This is a genomic window from Sinobaca sp. TMA16-18 (assembly GCF_059510535.1).
Window position 1 is genome coordinate 469,308 of sequence record NZ_JCAKFM010000002.1, and the last position, 21,922, is coordinate 491,229.

Here is a 21,922-nt window from a genome sequence, read left to right on the forward strand (position 1 = left end):
TGTCCTTAAAGGATAGAAAGACTTTTTCGTTTAAAAGAGAAATTCTGCTGCTCTGGCCAGCAGGCCGATAACAATTAATGCAACAAACGCATAGCCAATCAAACGGGGCAGCCGCTGACCGATAGGGGGGCGGAATTTGCGGCGTCGTCCTTTCCAGCGGTTTGGATTGAACACCGGTTCTTCGGCCGGGGCTTTGGAATGCTGTACGCTGAAAAACGGCGTCGCGTTCCGCAAAAAGAAAGGCGCCAGCAGAAAGCCGGAAAAAAGTCCAAAAATGTGTGCGTATACGTTAATATTAGGAGACAGAAACGTCATAACGATACTGAACAACGTAAGAATAAGAATAAGCTGGGCGCTGGCCGCGTCGATCAGGTCTTTGCGTTTCCAGATTAAATACATGTAAATGCCGAATACACCAAAAACGGCGCCAGATGCTCCGAGGTGGGAATAATACACTCCCCCCAAATAGAAAGTCGCTACATTGGCGAGCAGGCCCATGAGCACGTAGACAAGAATAAATCTTGCTTTGCCAAGCATCTGCTCGAGCGGCGGAGCAAAAAGCACAAGGGCAAAGGAATTCAGGATGACGTGGGTCAGCCCCTGATGAAGAAATACAGGAGTAAACAGCCTCCACCATTCGCCCGCAGCGATGGCCGCATTAAAGCCGACGCCAAGCTGAAAGATCAGGTCTCCGAATGGAATCAACCCATTCGTCAGGGTAGTCAGGTTCATCCACGCAAATAAAATGATATGTATAATGACGAGAGAAAAAACGACAGGATAATTTTTTCTGAACGAATAAAATGATTCATTTCGAATAAACATAGAGCGCCCCTTTTAATATAATAATTTGATCTGCCGCGTGTCTGGCGAGCGGTATTTCTTTTTTGATTTTAGCACAAGTTATCTTTTGAAGGCGACCAGTGATACTCAAAGAGGAGAGAAACGTTATGATTCACGGAATCGGCATAGATATTATAGAATTAAAAAGAATAGAGCGGCTGCTGGATAAAAACGAGAAGTTTGCAGACCGCATTTTTACAGATAAAGAAAAAGAGGTATTCCGCCAGCTGACCGGACAACGGCGGGTGGAGTATGCAGCCGGCCGCTTTGCTGCGAAAGAAGCTTTTGTAAAAGCTGCCGGTACCGGCATTTCTGAAGCCTATGGGCTCCGGGATATCGAAGTACTCAACGAGCCGAACGGCCGTCCCGTGCTGTATGCAAAGGTAGAGGGCGTGCCGCAGGCGAAAATGCATGTGAGTATCTCCCACAGCAGGGAATGGGCAGCGGCCCAGGTTATTATAGAAGAGTAAGGATGTGGAAACATGAGAATTGTCACAGCAGATCAGATGCGCGAAGCCGACAGACTGGCGATAGAAGACATCGGGATGAAAGAAGAGCTTTTAATGGAAAATGCCGGCAGAGCAGCGGCCGCAAAGATCATGGAGCTGTATCCTAATATCCGGCGTGCGGCTGTTCTGGCGGGCAAGGGCAATAACGGCGGCGACGGCTATACTATAGCGAGAACGCTTGAAAACGTTGGAGTGCAGACAGACGTCTTTTCGATAAGTACCGACAGCCTGAAGGGGGCAGCTCTTTACCACCAGAAGCTGTACGAACAGTCGGGTTTTGCGGCGCAGGCGTTTGATGCTTTGGCTTTTCAGGCAGAGGCGTATGACATTCTTATTGACGCTATGCTTGGCACCGGCATTAAAGGGGAAGTGAAACCTCCTTTTGACAAGGCTGTACAAATGTTAGGTGAAACTGACACACCGATTATCTCCATAGATGTACCGTCCGGCGTTCCTTCCGGAGAAGAAGAGGTGCCTTCCTCCGCTGTAAAAGCGGACGTGACGATCATTCTGGAAAGTCCTAAACTGAGTGCTTATTTATTTCCGGCAAAAGACCACTACGGCCGGCAGGAGACGGTATCTATCGGAATGCCCCGTGCTGTATGGAAAAAAGCAGGCAGCGAAGCGGTAGAGTGGGGATTGGCCGAAACGGCCGCGTCGTTTCCTGAACGAAAAGAAAATGCGCACAAAGGCAGCCACGGCCGCGGTCTGTTGATCGGCGGATCAAGAAATATGGCCGGAGCTCCTGCGATTGCAGCCCTGGCAGCACTAGAAAGCGGCGCCGGCCTGTTAACAACGGCTGTGCCCGAATCGCTTATGTATACAACGGCCTCGCTGGTACCGGAAACGACCTTTTTAAGACTGCCGGAAAATGAGGGGGAACTGGCAGAAGCAAGCATTCGGGAGGATTTCGGGTTTGAACGCTATAATGCAGTAGCGATCGGGCCGGGACTGGGACGTTTGAATGAAGCAAAAGAAATCGTCAGACGGGCACTTGTGGAAACAACGGGGATATTAATACTCGATGCCGATGCCCTGTACTGGCTTCCGGAGCTGGAGCAGGAGCGGAAAGAAAGAACGGCACCACTTGTATTAACGCCGCACCCCGGAGAGATGGCCCGCATGGCCGGCACTACTCCGGGAGAGGTGAATAAGCGCCGTTTTTCTTTATCCAGGCAGTATGCCCGGGAAATGGAGTGTTTTCTTGTACTGAAAGGACCGAATACGATTTGTACAACCCCGGATGAAAAGCAGGCCGTATTGACAACCGGCAATGCCGGTCTTGCAAAAGGCGGTTCAGGGGACACGCTCACCGGCATCCTGCTCGGGCAGGTTATGCAGGGAGAAAACACCGGAGCCATGGTTAACAATGCCGTATTTCTGCACGGCCATGCAGCAGATCTGGCTGTTTGTCAGGAAGAAACAGATTACTCCCTGCGCGCATCCAAACTAGCGGCATATATTCCTAAAGCAATTAAAAGCGTGCAATTATTCCAAGACAGCAGGAGAAGATAAATATGGCCTTTCGAGAGCATTCTTATAGAGATACCTGGGTCGAAGTAGACCTCGGAAACATTACGAGCAACGTCGAGCAGGTATTAAAAAGCACGGGAAACCAGCTGGATGTGATGGCGGTTGTAAAAGCAGATGGGTACGGGCACGGAGCTGTACAGGCGGCAAAAGCCGCCATTCGTGGAGGGGCAGTGTTTTTAGGCACGGCGATTCTGGAAGAGGCACTGGAGCTCCGCGAGGCGGGACTTGATCTTCCTATTCTTGTGCTCGGCCGTACGAGGCCGGAAGATGCGGAGACGGCACGGCAGCACAATATCAGCCTTACCGTTTTTCAAAAAGAATGGCTCGAGGAGGCGTCAGCCGGCCTGAAGCCGGGACAGGCGCTGTCGATTCATTTAAAAACGGATACCGGCATGGGGCGGATCGGCCTGCGCAGCAATGCGGAAATAACCGATTTTCTGGAATCGTTAACTTCACTGCCTGCTTTTTATCTGGAGGGGATTTTCACGCATTTTGCTACTGCCGATGAGCAAGAGACCGCTTATTTTTATAAGCAACATGAACGGTTTAAAGAAATCGTGGAGCTTGCCGGCGGAATTGTGAAACTGCCTCCATATATCCACTGCGGGAACAGTGCAGCGGGAATGAGATTTCCGGACCGCTGCTTTTCGATGTTCCGGTTCGGCATTTCAATGTATGGGTTAACGCCCTCCCCTGATATTAATGAGGAGCTGCCTTTTCCTTTGCAGCCGGCTTTTTCGTTATACAGCCGGTTAGTGCAGGTCAAAAAAATCAGTCCCGGAGAAAGCATCAGCTACGGGGCGACTTACACGGCGGAAGCAGAAGAGTATATTGGAACGGTCCCGATCGGCTATGCGGATGGCTGGAACCGGCATCATTCCACAAATGGAGGCATTGTGCTCATCAACGGAGAAGAAGCGCCGATTGTCGGAAGGGTGTGTATGGACCAGATGATGGTGCGTCTCCCCGGACCGGCGGCGACAGGAACGAAGGTTACGCTGCTCGGAAAAGATCACGAAAAGGAAATCACCGTATTGGATGCAGCCCGGAGACTGGGAACCATTACCTATGAAATTCCCTGTATGATCAGCAAGCGCGTTCCGAGGAAATATATCAGCGGCAGGAGCTAAACTTTTGTAGGCGGGAGCCGATATAAACCATAATGAACATCAGGCCGAAACAGCTGTTTTCTCCGTCACAGCAGGAGTAGAGCGCACATGAAAAAAACGGTTTTGCAAACCGCTTCTACAAATGCTATTATATGAAGTAGGAAGTGAGCACAGTTGAGGTCTTACGCTGGAGGTGTGTGTGACATGTTTCAAAGGAACACCAAACAGATTAAGGTGAGTCTTCCGGAGTACCTTCTTAGTGAACTGGACGGCATTCTGGACCAGGGCAGGGAAAATCGGGATGATTTCATTCATCAAGCCACTGAGCTTTATTTGAGGGAATCTCAGCGCATTAAAGCTCGTGAATCGATGCAAAAAGGTTATGTAGAGATGGCGCAGATCAACCTGCACATTGCTTCAGAATCTTTCGTTGCAGAAGCGGAAGCCGAACATTCTATGGACACACGTTTAGTAAGCGGGGTATAAGCACTTATAATATTCTTTCACAATCTGTAAGACCTTAAACTTATCAATTTAATATTTTCATCGTCTGCATGCGGGAGTACCGGCTGTACATAAATAAATGTACAGCCGGTACTCCCGTTTTGTGCGGAGGCGGGCTTTAATTTGTTCTGCAAATCTGCTGCAAGGACTGGTATAATGAAAATTATACTCCATTATACGGCAATATATTTGCGGTTGTCGTACAGACGTGAAATAATAGCAGTACTTGTGATAAAAAACGAAGCGTATGTATAAAAGGTAAAAGCTTCATAAGAACGTATTCTACTATACCCGGTCACAAAAAGAATAATCATAATTATAGAAAAAGGAGAGCTTTCTCTTCCTCATCGATGAAAAAGCCAAGCGCTGTAAAAACAACAGCCTCCTTTCACATACCAGCAGACGGACTTGAAAAATAAATAAGAGCAATTAAAGTTCAAGTGGAGGAATTACTTATGCATGCAGCTGTTTTGGAAATGATTTATAATCAGCGGAACGAAATTAATGAAAACTGGTCGGAAAAAATGAATCAGGTGCGAAATGATGTATTTAAGGAAAAGGTACCCAAAACACTTTTTCAAAATACAAACGAAGAATTCGTTACCTTGATTTTTAATTCATTCGATGTAGAGCTGGAAGATGGACGCGCATTTTTACGCAGCTTTGCTGAAAAGCTTATTCGAATGGGATGGCCGTTAAGTTATTTTACCAAAGGAATGCAGACTTTCCGCCGGGTGGTGCTCGAGAGCATCAGCTCAGGGAGCGAGATTCCTTCCAAAAAAATGTACGAAACATTTTATGAAATTGAAGAGTGGGTCGACGAAATGGTCAATCAGCTCGTCGACGAATACTCCGGTTCCTGGGAAACGACGCTGCACCAGCAGCGTCTTGCTTTAAAGGAACTGTCCGCGCCGCTCATTCCGGTATTTGATAACATCAGCGTCATGCCGCTTATCGGCACCATTGATACGGAGCGTGCCAAGTTGATTATGGAGAATCTGCTTGACGGCATTATCGAACACCGCTCCCAGGTGGTTCTTATTGACATTACCGGAGTACCGGTCGTAGATACGATGGTGGCCCATCATATTATTCAGGCGTCAGAAGCCGTACGGCTCGTTGGGGCAGAGTGTATTCTTGTAGGCATCCGGCCTGAAATTGCCCAGACGATAGTCAACCTGGGAATTGACCTGGGGAAATTCCCAACGAAGAGCAGTCTCCGTAAAGGAATTGAAACGGGCATGGAGCTGACAAAGCGCCAGATCATTAATGTGTAGATTGAATAAAGAGTATCTATGTACGGCAGAGCAGTTATAGAATGGAGGGTCCGACGTGCGAATTCCAATATTGAAGCTTCAGCAGTATCTGCTTATATCGGTTCAAGTAGATTTAGATGACCAGACCGCCCTTCAATTTCAGGAGGATCTATTAAACAAGATTCACCAGGAAGGGTCTGCAGGGGTAGTTATTGACTTAACCTCAGTAGAAATGATTGATTCTTTTATAGCAAAAGTTCTAGGCGACGTCGTAGAAATGTCTAATCTTATGGGTGCCAGAGTAGTGATGACTGGAATTCAGCCGGCGGTTGCCATCACTTTAATAGATATGGGTATTATTTTGGACGACGTTCCTACCGCTCTAGACCTTGAACAAGGTTTGGAGAAACTTCAACAGGAACTGGAGGAATGAATATGAGTGTTCAATCCAGCGTTGAAGTGCATACAGAATGGGGCATTGTTTCGGCCAGGCAGGCCGGACGAAATCTTGCAAAAGAAATCGGATTTGGAAGTGTAGATCAGGCCCGTGTAACAACGGCGATATCTGAACTGGCAAGAAACATATACCTCTACGCGGAAAAAGGCGAAATTATTATAGAGACGATCGAACAGTATCACAGCAGCGGAGCTAAAAAAGGCATCAAAATCACCGCAAAAGACCGTGGTCCCGGAATCAAAAACATCCGCGAAGTAATGGAAGACGGATTTACAACGTCCGGCGGACTTGGAGCAGGACTGCCGGGTGTAAAAAGGTTAATGGATGATTTTGATATCGATTCTGTCGTTGGAGAAGGAACGGTTATAACGGCAGTTAAATGGCTCAGGTAAAGGAGGATTTAACACTTGGCTGATTCTTACAGTATCATGCAGGAACAATACCGGAAAATTCTTGTCACCTATTTGAAGGAAAAAAATGAACAGGGCTTGTATTATGCCCAGCAGTTCAGCAAAAAGGTGCTGGAAAATCAAATTTCACCTGAAGAAGTAGTGAGTCTTCATATAGAAGCAATTGAAGAATTGTTTCCTTACATGCCAGAAGGCGCAGTGGATTCATTTGAATTTCTGCTGGAGGTCATGATGGGGTACGGTCTCGCATACCGCGAGCACCAGAGCCTGAGGGATAAACAGCGGGAACTCGAAAACGAAATTAACGTGGCTGCAAGCATGCAGCAGACTTTTCTCCCTAAAGAGATTCCGTTTGTACAGGATCTTGATGTGGGCGTACTTAGTGTCCCTGCTTCGAAAATGAGCGGGGACTATTATCATTTTGTAAAAGATGAAAATGGATGCGTAGGCATGGCTATTGCCGATATTATCGGAAAAGGCGTCCCTGCGGCTCTTTGTATGTCCATGATTAAATATGCGATGGACAGTTATCCGGAACAGCGCCTGCAGCCGGGCGCTCTTCTGGAGAACTTAAACCGGGTGGTAGAACAAAACGTAGCGGCCAATATGTTTATTACAATGATGTACGGCTCCTACGACCCGCGTGTTCATCACTTTTATTATTCAGGCGCCGGACACGAACCCGGGTTTTATTATAACTATGCAGAAGACAGCTTTGATGAACTATCGGCAAAAGGCGTTGTTTTAGGAATCCGCAGAGACAGCAGCTTTCTGGAATACCATAAAAAAGTAGAGCCGGGCGATTTTATCGTTCTGTTATCCGACGGGGTAACCGAATGCAGAACCGATGACGGATTTATCGAGCGCGAAGAAATCACCAACCTGATCCGCGATTATAAACACCTTCCGGCCCAGGAGCTTGTGGAAAATGTATTCTATCAGCTCGAGAAGCTGCAGGGGTTCCAGCTGCGCGATGACTTTACGCTGATCATTATCCGCCGGGAGGTTTAATAGAAAATAAAAGCGGGAACTAATAAATGGATAAGATCATTCGATAAACCATTCATTTTATTACAATTATAGATATAATCGGCAAAAAGGAAACAGGAGGAAATATACTATGAATTTAGATATCAAAACCGAGCAGTCCATAGGAGAAACCGTCCTATATATAGAGGGGGAAGTAGATGCTTATACGGCCCCTCAGCTGAAAGAAGCTATTGAACCATTAACAGAAAAAGACGGAGAGTCCGTTACGGTAGATCTAACGAATGTAAGTTATATCGACAGCACAGGGCTTGGCGTCTTTGTCGGCGCTTTAAAGTCATCAGAAGCAAACAACAGCAGGCTTCGTCTTGTTGGACTTAATCAAAGAGTGATGAGACTTTTCTCCATTACAGGCCTGGACGAAGTGATTGACATCGAAGAGGGGAAAAAGGAGGGAACGCAATAATGACTGATCATGCAGATAATTTTGAAATGAAAGTTCCTGCCAAAGCGGAATATGTTGGCGTTGTCCGTCTCACAATCTCGGGGATTGCAAGCAGAGCAGGATACTCATACGATGATATTGAAGACATGAAAATTGCAGTAGCAGAAGCCTGTACAAATGTTGTGAATCATGCTTACGAAAAATCAGGGTATATGCTTCTTTCCTGTGTTATCCGCGAAGACCGCATCCAAATCATTGTGGCAGACCGGGGTGAAAGCACAGAGGTGAGCAACCTGCTTGAAAACATCGGACCTATCGACAGTTCCAAGCCTGTTTCAGAATTAAAGGAAGGCGGCCTGGGACTCTTCCTTATTGATACCTTGATGGATAAAGTAGAGATCAGCAATGAATCAGGTGTTGCGATCGTTATGACCAAGTTCCTTCATAGAGATGGGGTGGAGCAGCATGTCAACGGAATCCCGACCTCAGCAGACAAACAAGAACAGGGGCAGAAACAATAAAGACAATACCCATGTATATGAGTGGATTGAAGAATTTCAAACTAACCGCAACGAAGAAGTGCAGACAAAGCTTGTTCTTCATTATGAATCGCTTGTTCAGTCGCTTGCGAGAAAATTCTCCCGCGGCCAGGATCATGATGATGACCTCTACCAGGTAGGTATGATCGGTCTGCTTGCAGCACTGCGCAGGTTTGACCACTCATTTGACCGCAGCTTTGAATCATTTGCTGTCCCAACGATTGTCGGCGAGATCAAACGGTTTATCCGTGACAAAACGTGGAGCGTTCATGTACCGCGCCGCATAAAAGAACTTGGCCCAAGAATCAAAAAAGCAGTAGAAGAGCTGACGAGTGATCTCCAGCGTTCCCCACAGGTGGATGAAATCGCCGCTTATCTTGAAGTGTCAGTAGAAGAAGTACTGGAAACCATGGAAATGGGGAAAAGCTATCAGGCCCTGTCGGTGGACCGTTCTATTGAAGCGGATCAGGAAGGCAGTGCCGTTACACTTCTGGATCTTGTAGGGGCAACCGATGAAGGCTACGAAAAAACTGATCAGCAGCTCCTGCTTCAAAAAGCATTCACTGTTCTGACTGAGCGTGAGAAAGAAATTTTGAAATGTACGTATTTCGAAAATTTAAGTCAGAAAGAAACGGGAGAAAAGCTTGGAATTTCCCAAATGCATGTATCGCGGCTTCAGAGAAGAGCGCTTCAAAAACTGAGAGATTCCATTCGAACAGAGCCTTCGGAGTGTCTGTGATGATTGAGAGCAGAACGTATGACAAAGTGAAAACCGTTGTGTACCAAAAAGAAAAAGAAGGAAACCGCCTGTGCGGGGATTCTTTCATGATGATAGAAACAGAGGATTACTTTCTATGTGCAGTAGCTGACGGACTGGGGAGCGGAGAATATGCTTTTAAGTCTTCTGATATTGCGATGGAAATTCTCCGGAACCATCATGAGTGGACCGTTCCGGATCTGATGGATGAGTGCAATCGGCATTTGTGCGGAGAACGCGGAACGGTTATCACTATTCTTAAAGTATTATTTGATGAAAACAAAGTAGTATACGGCAATATTGGGAACATCGGCTCGTTTATAGCAGCAGATGACCAGAAAGCCCATCGTCCGCTTCCGGCACCCGGTTTTTTATCAGGCCGGAAATTCCATTATCGCCTGGAGCACTATTATTATAAAAAGAATCTGCACTTTATTCTACATTCCGATGGGATTTCCATAAGCCAGGAAGAGTATAATTGGATGATAGATCTTCGGTCTGCCGATGTATCCATGAGATATTTAGCAGAGAAGAGCCAGAAAACCAAGGATGACCGCACGGTATTAATAGGGTCATTATATGAATCTTGAGTCCTTCCTGCCAAACAGAAAGGCTCTTTTTTTTTTATCCGGAAACAAGGCCGGTTTGGGATAGCCGGGCCTTCATGTTATAGTAATGAGGCTGAAGAGATCTTACATATTGAACGAAAAGGAGTTTCTTATATATGACGAAACAAGACCAGCTTGTAACGAAACTTTCCACCTCCCTTTCCATGCAGGAAAAATGGGTGCGTAATATTATTGAACTGCTGGAAGAAGGAAATACAGTACCGTTTATTTCGAGATACCGGAAAGAACAGACAGGCAGCGCAGATGAAGTGCAGATTAAAAATGTTCAGGACGGCTGGGAATACACAAGACAGATGCAGCAAAGAAAAGAAGAAGTCTCCCGTCTGATTGAAGAACAGGATAAGCTGACGCCGGAACTTAGAAAATCTATTGAAGCCGCGGAAAAACTGCAGGAATTAGAAGATATTTACCGTCCGTACCGCCAGAAAAGAAAAACAAGGGCAACATCGGCAGCGGCCAGAGGCCTTGAGCCGTTAGCTTCTTATCTCTTTGCTCTGCCAAAAGAAGGCAGTCCGGAAGAAGAAGCAAAAAAGTATGTGTCCGAAGAGCAGGATGTAGAAAATGTCGAAGCCGCCCTGCAGGGAGCACGTGATATTATAGCGGAATGGGTGTCGGACAATCCATCTATCCGCAAAGAACTGCGCGAGCAGACGTTCCGCCACGGTCTGCTTTCCTCCAAGCTGAAAAAAGGAGCAGTCGACGAAGCCGGGACGTATGAAATGTACTATGAGTATCAGGAAGCAGTTCGTAAAGTACCGTCCCATCGTATTTTGGCGATGAACCGCGGGGAAAAAGATAAAGTGGTAAAAGTTTCTGTTTCGATAGAAGAGGAACGTGCGCTTCAGATGATAGAAAAGAAAATCGTGAAACGATACGGCTCACCGGCGCTTGAACATGTAAAAGCTGCCTATGAAGACGCATATAAGCGGCTGATTGCACCGTCTATCGAGCGGGAAATTCGCAATGAACTCACGGCAAAGGGTGAAGAACAGGCCATTCACATTTTTTCAGAGAATCTAAAGCAGCTATTGCTGCAGCCGCCGATGAAAGGCAAAGTAGTGCTTGGGCTGGATCCAGCCTACCGGACAGGCTGCAAAATCGCGGTTGTGGATGCGAACGGAAAGCTTCTTCACGTAGGGGTTATCTATCCCGTTCCGCCGGTCAATAAAGTAGAAGAATCTAGAAAAGTGCTGAAAGAGCTGCTTAACAAGTACAGCGTGGAAGTGATTGCGATCGGCAACGGAACGGCTTCCAGGGAAACGGAAGAGTTTGTAGCGGAAGCCATTACGGAATGGGATCATGATGCGGCCTACCTGATAGTTAACGAAGCAGGGGCGAGTATTTATTCAGCCTCGGAAGTGGGCAGAGAAGAATTCGGCGATCTTTCCGTGGAGCAGAGAAGCGGTGTGTCGATTGCAAGAAGACTTCAGGACCCGCTGGCAGAGCTCGTTAAAATTGATCCGAAATCAGTTGGAGTGGGCCAGTACCAGCATGATGTGACACAGTCAAAGCTGAACGATTCTCTTGCATTTGTTGTGGAAACGACGGTAAACAAAGTCGGGGTCAATGTAAACACGGCGTCCCCGAGCCTTTTAAAATATGTGTCCGGTCTCTCGAAAGCAGTAGCGGGCAATATCATTAAGTACAGAGAAGAGAATGGCAGCTTCACAAGCCGTGCGCAGCTCAAGAAGGTCCCAAGACTCGGGAGCAAGGCTTATGAACAGGCCGCCGGATTTATGCGTATTATCGATGGGAAAGAACCGCTCGATAAAACGGCGATTCACCCGGAAAGCTACAAAACCGCCAAAGCGCTGCTTGCCTCTATAGATGCATCGGCGGCCGAAGCGGGAAGCCCTGAGCTTATTGAGAAGCTCTCCGGACTTTCCATCAAAGAGTCCGCGGAAGCATTGGATGCCGGGGAGCCGACTATCCGGGATATTATCGAAGATTTAAAGCGGCCGCTCCGGGATCCCCGGGAAGACCTGCCCAAGCCTATTTTGAAAAAAGGCATTATGAGAATGGAAGATCTGGAAGAGGGGATGGAGCTTCAGGGAACCGTCCGCAATGTAGTAGACTTCGGGGCTTTTGTCGATATTGGTGTGAAGCAGGATGGACTGGTACACATATCAAAAATGGCCAAGCGATTTATTAAACACCCGATGGAAGCAGTCTCAGTTGGAGATATTATTCCGGTCTGGATAGACAGCGTGGATTCAAAAAAAGGAAGAATTGCCTTGACGATGATTGAACCAACCAAATAAACTGGAAAGAGCGCCTGGCTGCAGGCGCTCTTTTTTGATAGAAAGGCGGGAGCAGATGAACAACGAGGACCTGCAGAAGCTCGCAGAGGACATTTCCATTTCTCATTTTGACCGGCCGTTTCTTCATCGGTGTATATTTAACGGCAGGCTCCGCACAACCGGAGGCCGCTATATGCTGCAGAGCCATAACATCGAAATGAACCCAAAGCATTACCAGATACATGGGCGTGAGGAATTAATTTCAATCATAAAACATGAACTCTGCCACTATCATCTTCATATAGAAGGAAAAGGCTATCGGCACCGGGATGCAGATTTTAAAAAGCTTCTTGCAGAAACAGGGGGAGCCCGGCACTGCAGAGCAGTGGACGAAAAAGAGGAGGTATACAAGCACAAATACCGATGCATCAGGTGCGGAAGCCTCTTTTACAGGAAGCGGCGCATCGATACATCGAAGTATGTATGCGGCGGATGCAAAGGGAAATTAAAAAAAGTTCCCTAAATCGCTTGACCTTATTTTGTATGCTGTGGTACATTATAAAAGTCGCTTGAGAGCAACCGGCAAAAACGCTGGTAACTGCCTCTGTAAAGCCATTTAAAATAAATGAATATTCTATTGACATCATATGCGCTATCATGTAAACTACTGAATGTCGCATCAAAATAATGCACATTCCACAGTAGCTCAGTGGTAGAGCTATCGGCTGTTAACCGATCGGTCGCAGGTTCGAATCCTGCCTGTGGAGCCAATGGAGAAGTACCCAAGTGGCTATAAGGGGCTCCCCTGCTAAGGGAGTAGGTTGTGTAAACGGCGCGAGGGTTCGAATCCCTCCTTCTCCGCCATGATTCGGCCCGTTGGTCAAGTGGTTAAGACACCGCCCTTTCACGGCGGTATCACGGGTTCGAATCCCGTACGGGTCACCAATAATGGAGGATTAGCTCAGCTGGGAGAGCACCTGCCTTACAAGCAGGGGGTCGGCAGTTCGATCCTGTCATCCTCCACCATTCACTCTTTATCATTAAATGGTCCGGTAGTTCAGTTGGTTAGAATGCCTGCCTGTCACGCAGGAGGTCGCGGGTTCGAGTCCCGTCCGGACCGCCATTTAAATTATGTTCCTTTGAAAAAAATCAACTAATGTATTATAATGGCTAACTAGGAAGCATTACTTCCTTAATATTGGGCTATGGCCAAGCGGTAAGGCATCGGACTTTGACTCCGTGATGCGCTGGTTCGAATCCAGCTAGCCCAGCCACTTATTTGCGGGTGTGGCGGAATTGGCAGACGCGCTAGACTTAGGACAGTACAGCGTTATGTGATTCGTTATTAACCCTTTAATCTAGGCTTTGCGATAGTTTTTTACGACAGGCTAACGAGAATATTCGATGGCATATCGTTTACAGCCGCATAGCTAAATATACGTATACTATAACGGGACGTCCCTTTGCGATTAATTAATCGAGAGGGGCGTTTTTTGTTATGAACAAACGAACTGATAGACGTAGCCGCTTTATTGCGGACGATGACATTAAGAACCAATCCGCAATGTCACTGGAAAGTGCCGTCGCCCGTTTTATTGAAGACCGTCATATTATGAATTTGACCGCTTATACGATTAAATATTACAAAATGGAATTGAAAATGGTGCTACGCTATTTAGCGTTAGGAAATATACACGCGCTAGAAGGCGTTTCTAAGGCTCATATACGCACTTTAGTAATTCGGCACATGCAAGAGCAGGGGAATAAAGAAACGTCCATTAACGCAAGGTTACGAGCGCTCAGGGCGTTCTTTATCTATTGCGTACAGGAAGGGTATATCACTTCTAGCCCGATGGACGGTATTTCGCTATTAAAAACCACAAAGAATGCAGTCGAAGCCTTTGACATACAACAAGTCAGGGCTATTTTGTCTATGAACGATAAACGAACATTCGCCGGATTGCGGGATTATACGATGATACTGTTAATGATAGAAACAGGACTGCGGTTATCCGAAACAATCGGCATCGAATTGAACGACGTGAACATTAAGGACGGATACGTACGCATCAGGAACACGAAAAACCACGAAGAGAGAAACGTTCCCATTCAAACCGATGTACGCAAGGCATTGACGCATTACATTCGCACACGGGGCGAATTACCGCATCAGACGCTATTTGTCAGCGTGGACAATGGCGTAATGAGCCGGCGCGGCTTTCAAGACCGCTTAAAGATGTTAGGGCAAAAGGCGGGCATTAAAAACGTACGGTGCTCGCCCCACACACTACGGCATACCTTTGCGAAGCTTGCTGTACAGGGCGGCGCTAACTTATTCGAATTACAATATATTCTAGGTCATAAATCGCTCGACATGGTACGCATATATGTAAATCTATTTTCGACAGAAGTTGCAGACGGTCACAAGCGTTTTTCGCCAGTCAGCAAGTTAATGCGTTAATTTACACAAAAAAATAGCCGACCGCAAAAGCGACCGACTAAGATTAGTAGTGTTCTCTTAGTTTAGCGAAAAATAGCGTTAACGTCAACGCTTACTTAAGTATACTAAAAATACGGGTATTGCGCGCGGTTATATTCGAAGGGAATGAACCGCAATATGAACCATTTACATTATTTGCAGGAATATGCAACGTTTTCGACTGTTTCAGAACTGAATGAAGCTGTTCAGTCGCACCAGAAACGCTGTGAGGACGATTTATCTGGAAGTAGCCGCGCCGTACTGCGTTTAATCGCTCAGTACGCTGTTAAGCATCCAGGTTCTAGTATGTTAAAGGTCGATACCATTGCGACTATGTTAGATAAGTCGAAGCGAACAATTCAGCGCGCTTTATCGTTACTGGAAAAGCTGAATATAATTTCACGTATACCATTATTCCGTGCAAAACGCGGTGGCAATGGCGCAAATATTATTATTGTCATGGCGATTGACACCCCGGCAGATAACGCAGACAGCCGCGCCGGTAGCGATGAACACGTTAATTTCGATAATGAAGCTGTTCTAAAAGCGAATAATAAATATAAAACCACAAATGACACGATAATAAACGATTGCGAAGTATTACATGGCGCGATACCTGACGCAATTTACAATACCCTTGCGCCGTTATTTGACGTGGAAACCGTTTATAACTTAACGGGGGTTATTTACCGCGCAAAAGCCGACGTATCACGCAATATGACGATTGAACAGTACGCTGACGACTTCACCCAGCTAATAAAACGAGTGGTGCTGAAGTTTAAAACCGGTCAGGTATCGAACTTAGGCGGTTATTTATATAACAGTGTGCAACGGCTATGTGTTGAATTAAAACGAAAGGAAGTTTTGCGCGATAGGTACGATTGGTTGGCGATGGAAGACGTTGTTTGATATGTGCCGTGCGGGTTATTTTACGGTAAAAAATAAATATTTTATTTATTTTATGCGGTCGAAACCGTTGATAAATCAGGGTTTTATTAATAGCGATATGAAATTAAACGATAAAATACGCTATTTACGTATACAGAATATACATATCATTTGCGTATCCATGCTAAGCTTAACACAGCGAGCAGAGAGACAAAGACATAAGAGAATTTGAACTCGCACTTTAAAGAGATTTAAAGGGGTTTGAAGTTATGGTTTTTGAAATGATAATTTCAAAATATGGTTTGAATTTTGTTTCGGTCACAGGTATATGAAGAAAAAAGAAAGAGATATTGAATTCAATAAATTGAATCCAAGAATTTATAAATTAAAGAATAATAATTTAATTACTTAAAGAAACGCAATATATCAAATAAAAAGGTCAAAAAGCTTGCGGAAAGAACTTAAAAAGAGAAAAGTTCTTCAAGTACATACATACGCGACCCGCGCCGACATTTTCATAAATACATAACTACGAGCCGTTCCCGATACTGGGACGGTTCTTTTTTGCGTTTAATTTGTTACACCCGCTGTAATTATCGTTTTAAGGAATGAAGAACGATAACTTACCTTAGGGGGAATCGCAAATGTCATTATTTCAAATCGATAAAAAAGCACATCGCAGCAATATTCAAAATTCAACGAAAGCTATTCAACACCGGCACAATTCGTGTCACGACTGGGTTCCGGGCGAAGTTTCAACATATGTTATGACAAAAGAAGAAATGTACGCCGTTACAAACAGAAGCCGCTAACCTCCCGCAATTGACGGGGGGTTTTTTCTGCGTGAATTACGCAGGCACTTCAGGCCGTACAAGCTAGTATGCGCCTTAATATGGGACGCTATATTGCGGGTACATTAGGTAGGCGTACTAGGGAATGAAGGCACTGGTAAGCGTACGCAATCTAGTATGGTAATCGGTACGTAAATGCGTATGATACACGCAGGATAATCGGCAGGTGAATCGGTACATAAACGGTACAATAAATGCGTGTGGTTTACGTGGGTAAACGTGGGTAGAAACGGCAGGGGAATGCGTACGTAAATGTGGGTATAATATGGCAGGTAATCGGTACAATAAATGGGGGTAACCTTAGGGGGTAAAACAGGGGTAATTTGTACGGTGTTTATTCGTATACCCCTACGGGTATTTATCAAGAATACTGACTACGAATCAGTCGATGGATGATGTCGGTTATATACTGAACATATGGTTACGTGGTATTAGTACCAGGTGATAAGTTTATTATGACACAATGAACCGAACCGCGCGGCAATAGCAATCTATCGAATGACATCGATGTATCAATCGTTCAATGGGTAATGATATGTTGCGGTTGCTGTCGATATGATTGCGTTGGTTATCGAAGATGATGCGATGATAACAATTGATTGCGTTGATGTCGATGTTTATATGAATGATGGTCGCTCGCATTTATCGGCTGAGCGAATTCAGAGAGAAGCGTCGCAAAAACTTCGAGGGTCAACGAAACAATTGTCCACTGACGACGGAATTCGAATGCAATCGATAAAATTATATTTAACGAATCGTTGAATCGACTGGTACGACAAGGAACGGTGGGAAACGATAGTCGCGCTAGATTCTGAGTATAGCGAAGCGCAGTTGCCGTCGGCTGGACACGCTGACCCCCGCGGGGTGGTCGCTGGCTTCCCCCTCTGCCGGGTGAGCGCATCTTTCTCGCAAAATTTCATAACGCGAGGGTCATCGACGGGATAACGCGAGTTTAATAACATTGCGACCATGTAAACGAACGCAAGCGTCACATACGCGGCTAGGGACGATTCTTAGCAGCGGTTAAAATGCTGGCTGTATTGGTATTCTGAGTTACGTTAGATGCGGTGAGAACGAAGCAGGGATGGTGGCGCGCAATTGGTATCAATGCGATAATGTTTTCGCAATATGGCGAGGGGATTACGGGATTGTGGTTATCAGCCGCGGCGCTTGGTGAGTTGAACCGCGCCGGTTATTTTACGATAAAAATAAATATTTTATTATATTATCGCTTGTAAGCGTTGGTACATAAGGGTTCGTTGGTTGCGATGGAAATAAATTAAATACTGATTAATAGACGGGTTTTTTTTTAATTAGTATAATGAACTAAGGAAGAAGAAAACGAAAAAGAAACGCGAAACAAAGTTTTCGAACGAGCGAAGCGAAGTGAGAAGCAAGCAAAGCTTGCAGAATAAGCGATAAACAATAATCGTAAATAACGATTTAAGGACAGGTCTGTTCTGCTATGCGCAGAACTTTTTTAAATTCAAGAACTATTACTTTTAATAAAAATCAATTAAAAGTAAATAATAAAAGAAAAAGAAAGACATATTAATTAAAATAAAAACCAATTTTAATTAAACAACATATACTAAAAGAAAATATATAAATTTTAAAGACCACGCAAAAGTAATAAATAATATATATACATAAAGAGAGAAAAAAGAAAGAACAAATAAACATATGAGAGAGTCGCCGCGCCGGCATCAGCTATTTTGCGAAAAACACATACATAATCGAGTCGTCCCATTACGGGGCGGCTTTTTTTCGTTACATAAGAATAAGTTGCCGTTTTAAGGAATGGAATATGCGAAATGTCTGCGCTAACTGTTCGTTACCAATCATTTTTGCGAATAATTTTGCTAATTTTAAAAATAAATTTGTGAGCGAGACGCTTACTGCTGCAAGGGTTATTGGCTATTGATAAATTAACTAGGACTTTTGACACTGTAAAACGAATTGATTTGTCGCCTTTAAAGTAACAGCACAAAAAGTCCACACTACCGCACACGAAGCAAACACAACTCAGTTTTTTATAAAATATTGGAAACGCGTTATAAATAGCTGTGAATTTTATAAATGTAACATGTTTTTGACCCTTCAAAACAGCCTATTTTGAGCATATTTTACCCCTGTTTTTTGTATAGAAACGAGCATACAGACTGTACACAAGAAATCATAAGGAGCGATGACAATGAACGCTATTACAGCAAAGAAAAAGCTAAATAATACATTGACCGGCGCACAAATTCTCGTCTTACGAACCGAACTGGGTCTATCACAAGCCGAGTTCGCCCGGAAGATTGGTTGTTCAAAAAATATGATTAGCTACGTTGAGCGCAATCATCGGAACTTTTCAAAAGACATGTTCGACCAACTTAAAAAAAGATTAGAAATTAATAACGTTGATTTGTTCACCTTCTTCGACGAACGCGGCATGTTAACGTCTGACCAAAAGTTATATGTTGAACGCTATGAGTTATTTGAACTAAAAGATTCGACCGTAACGACATAAGCTATAAAATGCCGGCGCAATACCCGGCGTACTTACCGTTTACAGGGGCGGTAATAGGTTATCTAAACGATGACCGCGGCAAGGGGTTTAGACCACCTTCCCCTTGTTTACATAGACTCGAAATTTATACATAACTCGGTATTTTGCGAACACATACGCAAACTAGCGACCCTCTGCGCTATGACCGGGTTATTACATAAGCATCGAATTGGTTTCCTGCCAGACCGCTAAACCGATGCTTATTTTTATTTATACTATGCGAAATTAAAATATATATTTTCGAGGTGGTATACATGGAAACGACAAATTGGGTTTATGAATACGAAATTAACGATGATATGGAATTCGAATTGTCAGCGCTAACGGTCGAAGAATGGGCGGTTTTTGCGAAAACGATGGAAGGTGATTTTAATGCCGCGCCGGTTCAAAGCTGACGAAAACGAATATAAAGAGGGTACACGCCCATATGACTATTACAGCAAGTTTGTTGAAAAGTTTATCGAAAAGGAACCTGAATTCAGTCATTTATTGCGAAACCGTTCTAAGAAACCTGGCTTTATGTTATCGAATTACGAAGCCGCACGAATTAAAAAGCAGAACCGCACAGAACAGCTAGAACGGCTAGTGGAATTAACAAGCCGTCAGACGAATAAAGACAGTTTCAGAGCGAAAGCAACGATGTATAAAATCGAACAGTTAAAGAAACAGTTAGGTTACTTTGACCGAAAATAAAAATACGAGTTTACTCGGTGGAGGTTTTTAAAAATGGATATATATATAAACGAGTCAACAATTGCACAGGGAAATCGCTTCGAAGCGGGTCATATATACGATGTAGACGAAGAAGTCGTATCAGCTATCGGGGAAAAGGCAGAGAAAGTTAATGCGCCGCTATTGAAGAACATTGAGGGTCGCATAAATTCCGAAGTTCAGAACTACCGCGAACGTGTCGCCGCAATCAAAGCAGACGTGTATTTACCGTCAGATGAAGCAAGAACCGCGCGGATAGCAGAAGCACAGGCCGAACTGGACGCAAAGATTGCGACCCTTTCGGACGAGCATGCCACTGCTCTCGAAACGCTGACAGCGCAAACTGCCCGTGCCGCGGCTACAGCGCCGGCGTTAGATGCTGACAAGCGCTCACAGGTCGATGATTATATTGCGGGGATAGAAACGCGTTTAATGATGGCTTCAGGCGTTTATCACACGCAGCAAACACTAGATTTAATGGCGATGCAAGTATCATCAATGCCGGCAGAACAGCAAGCGTATCTATATTCGAACTTCTCTAAGATTGCGAAATCCGTTAGAAATATCGACGATAAGAATGTGAAAACGAAGCTAAACGATATATATAGTAGACTATCTTCCAGTGACGTTACGCGCCTTAAATACGAGCGTGAATTGCGGCACTTGCAAGTAATCAAGGAAGAACGGAATCCAACCGCCGTTTATCAGGTTCTAAAATCGACCCACCCGTCTTTTTCTAGGAAGGTGCGTTAATATGCGTATGTTCACAGAAACGGAAGTTAAAGAACTGTTAGAAAATCAAAAGCGTATGATGGTGGAATCAGAACATTCTCAGGAAAGCATGAATAAAATTATAGAAGACCGGCTCAATCGTCAGAAAAGGCGACACCAAAAAGAAATAGATGAATTGCGAGAGCAAATCCGCACAGAAGTTAAAGCTGAAATTGCCGGTGAATGCGTCGAATTAGCATTTTCGCGCTTAAAACAGGAGGTGTTCCCGAATGGAGATTACTTTCAATAAACTATTACGACTAGATTTGCAACATTTTGCGGAACCTGAACCGCCTACCGAACCACCCGCAACACCACCGGTTGAACCGCCTGTACAAGCGAAGCCGCCTAGAACCTTACAGGACGACGAACGGGTTGAATTGACGACGTTCAGAATTAATGAAGCCACGCAGAACGTACCTGACAACATTAAGGATGATGTGAAAAAGTTTATCGTAGAAAGCGGCGCACAGACGACAGAAGAAATCGCCGCCGCGGTAAAAGAGTCACAGCGCTTGTTTCTTTACACTGATAAACCCGCGTACGTTGACCCGTCGTTAAACAATCAGCCTTCATATACGCCGGCGGTCGATACAGAAGCTTTTGCTAAAAGTCTGTATGCGAAAGTACGTAAAAAATAAAAATTTTATACGAAGAGGTGGTCGTTAAAATGGTATCTATTGACGAAGCATATGTTTTATCAACTCAGGCGTTCTATGAGGTAGCTGTTTTACTGGGGAATGATAACCGCGATGCGGGCTTAATCGAAGATAAAATCAAAAAGTTAAGCCGGTTGCGATACAAAGTAGTCAGTGTGCCGGACTATAAGTTGGAAGAGTTAGTCGTCATTGACAAGGTGATGCAGGCTTTCGACCTGTTAATAGAATATCTGATAATCGAAGGGGAACGCCTAGCAGGTCAGCACATTAACCACTATTATCATAAAAAACTACTGGGCGAAGCGAACGAAGTCATCACGCAGGCTGAAATTAAACTGGTCGAATTCTATCGAGCCGAAGGGGAGCCGATATGAAAGACGTGGAATTCAAACAAAAGTTAACGCTATCGCGGCAAGTCTTCGGGGAAGGGCTAGTTGTAATAACGTCAACCCGGCGCACAGTGGACGACTTGAAGGTATTGCGCGCCGGACTTCGTGCCTTGAATCGAGAGTTGAAAGCAGGAAAGCCGGCGTCCAAAAACCAAAAGGAAGTAATCGATAACTTACTGCTATCAAACGAATACTTTATAAAATACGTTGACATGGACATTCGCAGGCTGAACGGGGAACTGCTTTCGGAACAGGTCATTTTGCGTCCACTGTTAAAAGCAAATGAATACAGTTTAGTTGCAGGCGAATTGATATCACAGAAGTTCCCGCAACATGAAGCGGTCGTCCTATAAACGGACGGCTGTTTTTATTATGTCTATTAGTTATAAAAAATAATTCAAT

At 44.9% G+C, this 21,922-nt stretch carries 26 protein-coding genes and 6 tRNA genes; 31 read left to right on the plus strand and 1 reads right to left on the minus strand.

Annotation, left to right across the window (positions count from 1 at the left end):
• Positions 1 to 30 precede the first annotated feature (30 nt).
• A complete protein-coding gene (locus tag AC5W14_RS06025) occupies positions 31 to 825 on the minus strand; it encodes a rhomboid family intramembrane serine protease (protein ID WP_496193915.1) in 795 nt (264 codons plus the stop codon).
• Between the two features lie 125 nt (positions 826 to 950).
• Between AC5W14_RS06025 and acpS the strand changes: the two genes are divergently transcribed.
• The 31 genes from acpS to AC5W14_RS06180 all read left to right on the plus strand — a co-directional run bounded on the left by acpS (position 951) and on the right by AC5W14_RS06180 (position 21,873).
• Positions 951 to 1,313, plus strand: a complete 363-nt coding sequence (acpS, locus tag AC5W14_RS06030; RefSeq protein ID WP_496193916.1) for a holo-ACP synthase — start codon at positions 951 to 953, stop codon at positions 1,311 to 1,313.
• A gap of 12 nt (positions 1,314 to 1,325) precedes the next feature.
• Positions 1,326 to 2,867, plus strand: a complete 1,542-nt coding sequence (locus tag AC5W14_RS06035; protein ID WP_496193917.1) for an NAD(P)H-hydrate dehydratase — start codon at positions 1,326 to 1,328, stop codon at positions 2,865 to 2,867.
• A 2-nt stretch (positions 2,868 to 2,869) separates the two neighbouring features.
• Entirely contained in the window at positions 2,870 to 4,015 is a 1,146-nt protein-coding gene (alr, locus tag AC5W14_RS06040) for an alanine racemase (protein WP_496193918.1), read from the plus strand.
• A gap of 183 nt (positions 4,016 to 4,198) precedes the next feature.
• Positions 4,199 to 4,480, plus strand: a complete 282-nt coding sequence (locus tag AC5W14_RS06045) for an antitoxin (protein WP_252311160.1) — start codon at positions 4,199 to 4,201, stop codon at positions 4,478 to 4,480.
• 473 nt (positions 4,481 to 4,953) lie between these two features.
• Positions 4,954 to 5,775: an STAS domain-containing protein gene (locus AC5W14_RS06050; protein ID WP_496059676.1), complete on the plus strand. Its 822-nt coding sequence runs from the start codon at positions 4,954 to 4,956 to the stop codon at positions 5,773 to 5,775.
• Positions 5,776 to 5,830: 55 nt separating this feature from the next.
• Complete coding sequence (locus tag AC5W14_RS06055) at positions 5,831 to 6,187, plus strand: STAS domain-containing protein (protein ID WP_120192689.1); 357 nt, start codon at positions 5,831 to 5,833, stop codon at positions 6,185 to 6,187.
• Between the two features lie 2 nt (positions 6,188 to 6,189).
• On the plus strand, positions 6,190 to 6,603 hold the full coding sequence (locus AC5W14_RS06060; protein ID WP_120192687.1) for an anti-sigma regulatory factor: 414 nt from the start codon (positions 6,190 to 6,192) through the stop codon (positions 6,601 to 6,603).
• Between the two features lie 15 nt (positions 6,604 to 6,618).
• Positions 6,619 to 7,632 (plus strand): PP2C family protein-serine/threonine phosphatase, encoded by a 1,014-nt coding sequence (locus AC5W14_RS06065; RefSeq protein WP_496059675.1) that lies wholly within the window; start codon positions 6,619 to 6,621, stop codon positions 7,630 to 7,632.
• 109 nt (positions 7,633 to 7,741) lie between these two features.
• Positions 7,742 to 8,074 (plus strand): STAS domain-containing protein, encoded by a 333-nt coding sequence (locus AC5W14_RS06070; protein ID WP_496059674.1) that lies wholly within the window; start codon positions 7,742 to 7,744, stop codon positions 8,072 to 8,074.
• The gene (gene rsbW, locus AC5W14_RS06075; RefSeq protein ID WP_496059673.1) at positions 8,074 to 8,574 is read left to right on the plus strand and encodes an anti-sigma B factor RsbW; all 501 of its coding nucleotides are present in this window, start codon (positions 8,074 to 8,076) and stop codon (positions 8,572 to 8,574) included. Before AC5W14_RS06070 ends, rsbW begins: the two co-directional genes overlap by 1 nt.
• A complete protein-coding gene (gene sigB, locus AC5W14_RS06080) occupies positions 8,519 to 9,331 on the plus strand; it encodes an RNA polymerase sigma factor SigB (protein WP_496059672.1) in 813 nt (270 codons plus the stop codon). The genes rsbW and sigB overlap by 56 nt, the downstream gene beginning before the upstream one ends.
• Complete coding sequence (locus tag AC5W14_RS06085; RefSeq protein ID WP_496059671.1) at positions 9,331 to 9,939, plus strand: PP2C family serine/threonine-protein phosphatase; 609 nt, start codon at positions 9,331 to 9,333, stop codon at positions 9,937 to 9,939. The genes sigB and AC5W14_RS06085 overlap by 1 nt, the downstream gene beginning before the upstream one ends.
• Positions 9,940 to 10,073: 134 nt before the next feature.
• Positions 10,074 to 12,239 carry a Tex family protein gene (locus tag AC5W14_RS06090; protein WP_496059670.1) on the plus strand — a complete coding sequence of 722 codons (2,166 nt, stop codon included), beginning with the start codon at positions 10,074 to 10,076 and terminating at the stop codon, positions 12,237 to 12,239.
• A gap of 55 nt (positions 12,240 to 12,294) precedes the next feature.
• Positions 12,295 to 12,741: a SprT family protein gene (locus tag AC5W14_RS06095; protein WP_496193919.1), complete on the plus strand. Its 447-nt coding sequence runs from the start codon at positions 12,295 to 12,297 to the stop codon at positions 12,739 to 12,741.
• A 172-nt stretch (positions 12,742 to 12,913) separates the two neighbouring features.
• A tRNA-Asn gene (locus tag AC5W14_RS06100) sits at positions 12,914 to 12,988 on the plus strand.
• Between the two features lie 2 nt (positions 12,989 to 12,990).
• Positions 12,991 to 13,082, plus strand: a tRNA-Ser gene (locus AC5W14_RS06105).
• Positions 13,083 to 13,088: 6 nt separating this feature from the next.
• A tRNA-Glu gene (locus AC5W14_RS06110) sits at positions 13,089 to 13,163 on the plus strand.
• A 5-nt stretch (positions 13,164 to 13,168) separates the two neighbouring features.
• Positions 13,169 to 13,244: transfer RNA gene (locus AC5W14_RS06115), tRNA-Val, on the plus strand.
• Between the two features lie 20 nt (positions 13,245 to 13,264).
• Positions 13,265 to 13,341: transfer RNA gene (locus AC5W14_RS06120), tRNA-Asp, on the plus strand.
• A gap of 76 nt (positions 13,342 to 13,417) precedes the next feature.
• Positions 13,418 to 13,492, plus strand: a tRNA-Gln gene (locus AC5W14_RS06125).
• A 224-nt stretch (positions 13,493 to 13,716) separates the two neighbouring features.
• Positions 13,717 to 14,679, plus strand: a complete 963-nt coding sequence (locus AC5W14_RS06130) for a tyrosine-type recombinase/integrase (RefSeq protein WP_496193920.1) — start codon at positions 13,717 to 13,719, stop codon at positions 14,677 to 14,679.
• A gap of 144 nt (positions 14,680 to 14,823) precedes the next feature.
• Entirely contained in the window at positions 14,824 to 15,606 is a 783-nt protein-coding gene (locus tag AC5W14_RS06135; protein WP_496193921.1) for a helix-turn-helix domain-containing protein, read from the plus strand.
• A 623-nt stretch (positions 15,607 to 16,229) separates the two neighbouring features.
• Positions 16,230 to 16,397, plus strand: coding sequence for a hypothetical protein (locus tag AC5W14_RS06140; protein WP_496193922.1), 168 nt, complete (start codon positions 16,230 to 16,232; stop codon positions 16,395 to 16,397).
• Between the two features lie 2,233 nt (positions 16,398 to 18,630).
• Positions 18,631 to 18,951, plus strand: a complete 321-nt coding sequence (locus AC5W14_RS06145) for a helix-turn-helix domain-containing protein (RefSeq protein WP_496193923.1) — start codon at positions 18,631 to 18,633, stop codon at positions 18,949 to 18,951.
• Positions 18,952 to 19,244: 293 nt separating this feature from the next.
• Positions 19,245 to 19,385: a hypothetical protein gene (locus AC5W14_RS06150; RefSeq protein ID WP_496193924.1), complete on the plus strand. Its 141-nt coding sequence runs from the start codon at positions 19,245 to 19,247 to the stop codon at positions 19,383 to 19,385.
• A 124-nt stretch (positions 19,386 to 19,509) separates the two neighbouring features.
• Positions 19,510 to 19,683, plus strand: a complete 174-nt coding sequence (locus tag AC5W14_RS06155; RefSeq protein WP_496193925.1) for a hypothetical protein — start codon at positions 19,510 to 19,512, stop codon at positions 19,681 to 19,683.
• Between the two features lie 33 nt (positions 19,684 to 19,716).
• A complete protein-coding gene (locus AC5W14_RS06160; protein ID WP_496193926.1) occupies positions 19,717 to 20,454 on the plus strand; it encodes a hypothetical protein in 738 nt (245 codons plus the stop codon).
• 7 nt (positions 20,455 to 20,461) lie between these two features.
• Complete coding sequence (locus AC5W14_RS06165; RefSeq protein WP_496193927.1) at positions 20,462 to 20,722, plus strand: hypothetical protein; 261 nt, start codon at positions 20,462 to 20,464, stop codon at positions 20,720 to 20,722.
• A gap of 16 nt (positions 20,723 to 20,738) precedes the next feature.
• Positions 20,739 to 21,113, plus strand: a complete 375-nt coding sequence (locus tag AC5W14_RS06170; RefSeq protein ID WP_496193928.1) for a hypothetical protein — start codon at positions 20,739 to 20,741, stop codon at positions 21,111 to 21,113.
• 29 nt (positions 21,114 to 21,142) lie between these two features.
• Entirely contained in the window at positions 21,143 to 21,505 is a 363-nt protein-coding gene (locus tag AC5W14_RS06175; RefSeq protein ID WP_496193929.1) for a hypothetical protein, read from the plus strand.
• Between the two features lie 86 nt (positions 21,506 to 21,591).
• Positions 21,592 to 21,873: a hypothetical protein gene (locus AC5W14_RS06180; RefSeq protein ID WP_496193930.1), complete on the plus strand. Its 282-nt coding sequence runs from the start codon at positions 21,592 to 21,594 to the stop codon at positions 21,871 to 21,873.
• The last annotated feature ends 49 nt before the right edge of the window (positions 21,874 to 21,922 follow it).

Bases quoted from the DNA above. Each gene is read 5' to 3' on its own strand.
- AC5W14_RS06085 (WP_496059671.1), top strand. From the start codon at position 9,331: ATGATTGAGAGCAGAACGTATGACAAAGTGAAAACCGTTGTGTACCAA.
- AC5W14_RS06145 (WP_496193923.1), top strand. From the start codon at position 18,631: ATGAACGCTATTACAGCAAAGAAAAAGCTAAATAATACATTGACCGGC.
- AC5W14_RS06095 (WP_496193919.1), top strand. From the start codon at position 12,295: ATGAACAACGAGGACCTGCAGAAGCTCGCAGAGGACATTTCCATTTCT.
- AC5W14_RS06025 (WP_496193915.1), bottom strand. From the start codon at position 825: ATGTTTATTCGAAATGAATCATTTTATTCGTTCAGAAAAAATTATCCT.
- AC5W14_RS06160 (WP_496193926.1), top strand. From the start codon at position 19,717: ATGGATATATATATAAACGAGTCAACAATTGCACAGGGAAATCGCTTC.
- rsbW (WP_496059673.1), top strand. From the start codon at position 8,074: ATGACTGATCATGCAGATAATTTTGAAATGAAAGTTCCTGCCAAAGCG.
- AC5W14_RS06090 (WP_496059670.1), top strand. From the start codon at position 10,074: ATGACGAAACAAGACCAGCTTGTAACGAAACTTTCCACCTCCCTTTCC.
- AC5W14_RS06050 (WP_496059676.1), top strand. From the start codon at position 4,954: ATGCATGCAGCTGTTTTGGAAATGATTTATAATCAGCGGAACGAAATT.
- AC5W14_RS06070 (WP_496059674.1), top strand. From the start codon at position 7,742: ATGAATTTAGATATCAAAACCGAGCAGTCCATAGGAGAAACCGTCCTA.
- AC5W14_RS06135 (WP_496193921.1), top strand. From the start codon at position 14,824: ATGAACCGCAATATGAACCATTTACATTATTTGCAGGAATATGCAACG.
- AC5W14_RS06130 (WP_496193920.1), top strand. From the start codon at position 13,717: ATGAACAAACGAACTGATAGACGTAGCCGCTTTATTGCGGACGATGAC.
- sigB (WP_496059672.1), top strand. From the start codon at position 8,519: ATGTCAACGGAATCCCGACCTCAGCAGACAAACAAGAACAGGGGCAGA.
- alr (WP_496193918.1), top strand. From the start codon at position 2,870: ATGGCCTTTCGAGAGCATTCTTATAGAGATACCTGGGTCGAAGTAGAC.
- AC5W14_RS06045 (WP_252311160.1), top strand. From the start codon at position 4,199: ATGTTTCAAAGGAACACCAAACAGATTAAGGTGAGTCTTCCGGAGTAC.
- AC5W14_RS06060 (WP_120192687.1), top strand. From the start codon at position 6,190: ATGAGTGTTCAATCCAGCGTTGAAGTGCATACAGAATGGGGCATTGTT.
- AC5W14_RS06140 (WP_496193922.1), top strand. From the start codon at position 16,230: ATGTCATTATTTCAAATCGATAAAAAAGCACATCGCAGCAATATTCAA.
- AC5W14_RS06165 (WP_496193927.1), top strand. From the start codon at position 20,462: ATGTTCACAGAAACGGAAGTTAAAGAACTGTTAGAAAATCAAAAGCGT.
- AC5W14_RS06035 (WP_496193917.1), top strand. From the start codon at position 1,326: ATGAGAATTGTCACAGCAGATCAGATGCGCGAAGCCGACAGACTGGCG.
- acpS (WP_496193916.1), top strand. From the start codon at position 951: ATGATTCACGGAATCGGCATAGATATTATAGAATTAAAAAGAATAGAG.
- AC5W14_RS06155 (WP_496193925.1), top strand. From the start codon at position 19,510: ATGTTATCGAATTACGAAGCCGCACGAATTAAAAAGCAGAACCGCACA.
- AC5W14_RS06175 (WP_496193929.1), top strand. From the start codon at position 21,143: ATGGTATCTATTGACGAAGCATATGTTTTATCAACTCAGGCGTTCTAT.
- AC5W14_RS06150 (WP_496193924.1), top strand. From the start codon at position 19,245: ATGGAAACGACAAATTGGGTTTATGAATACGAAATTAACGATGATATG.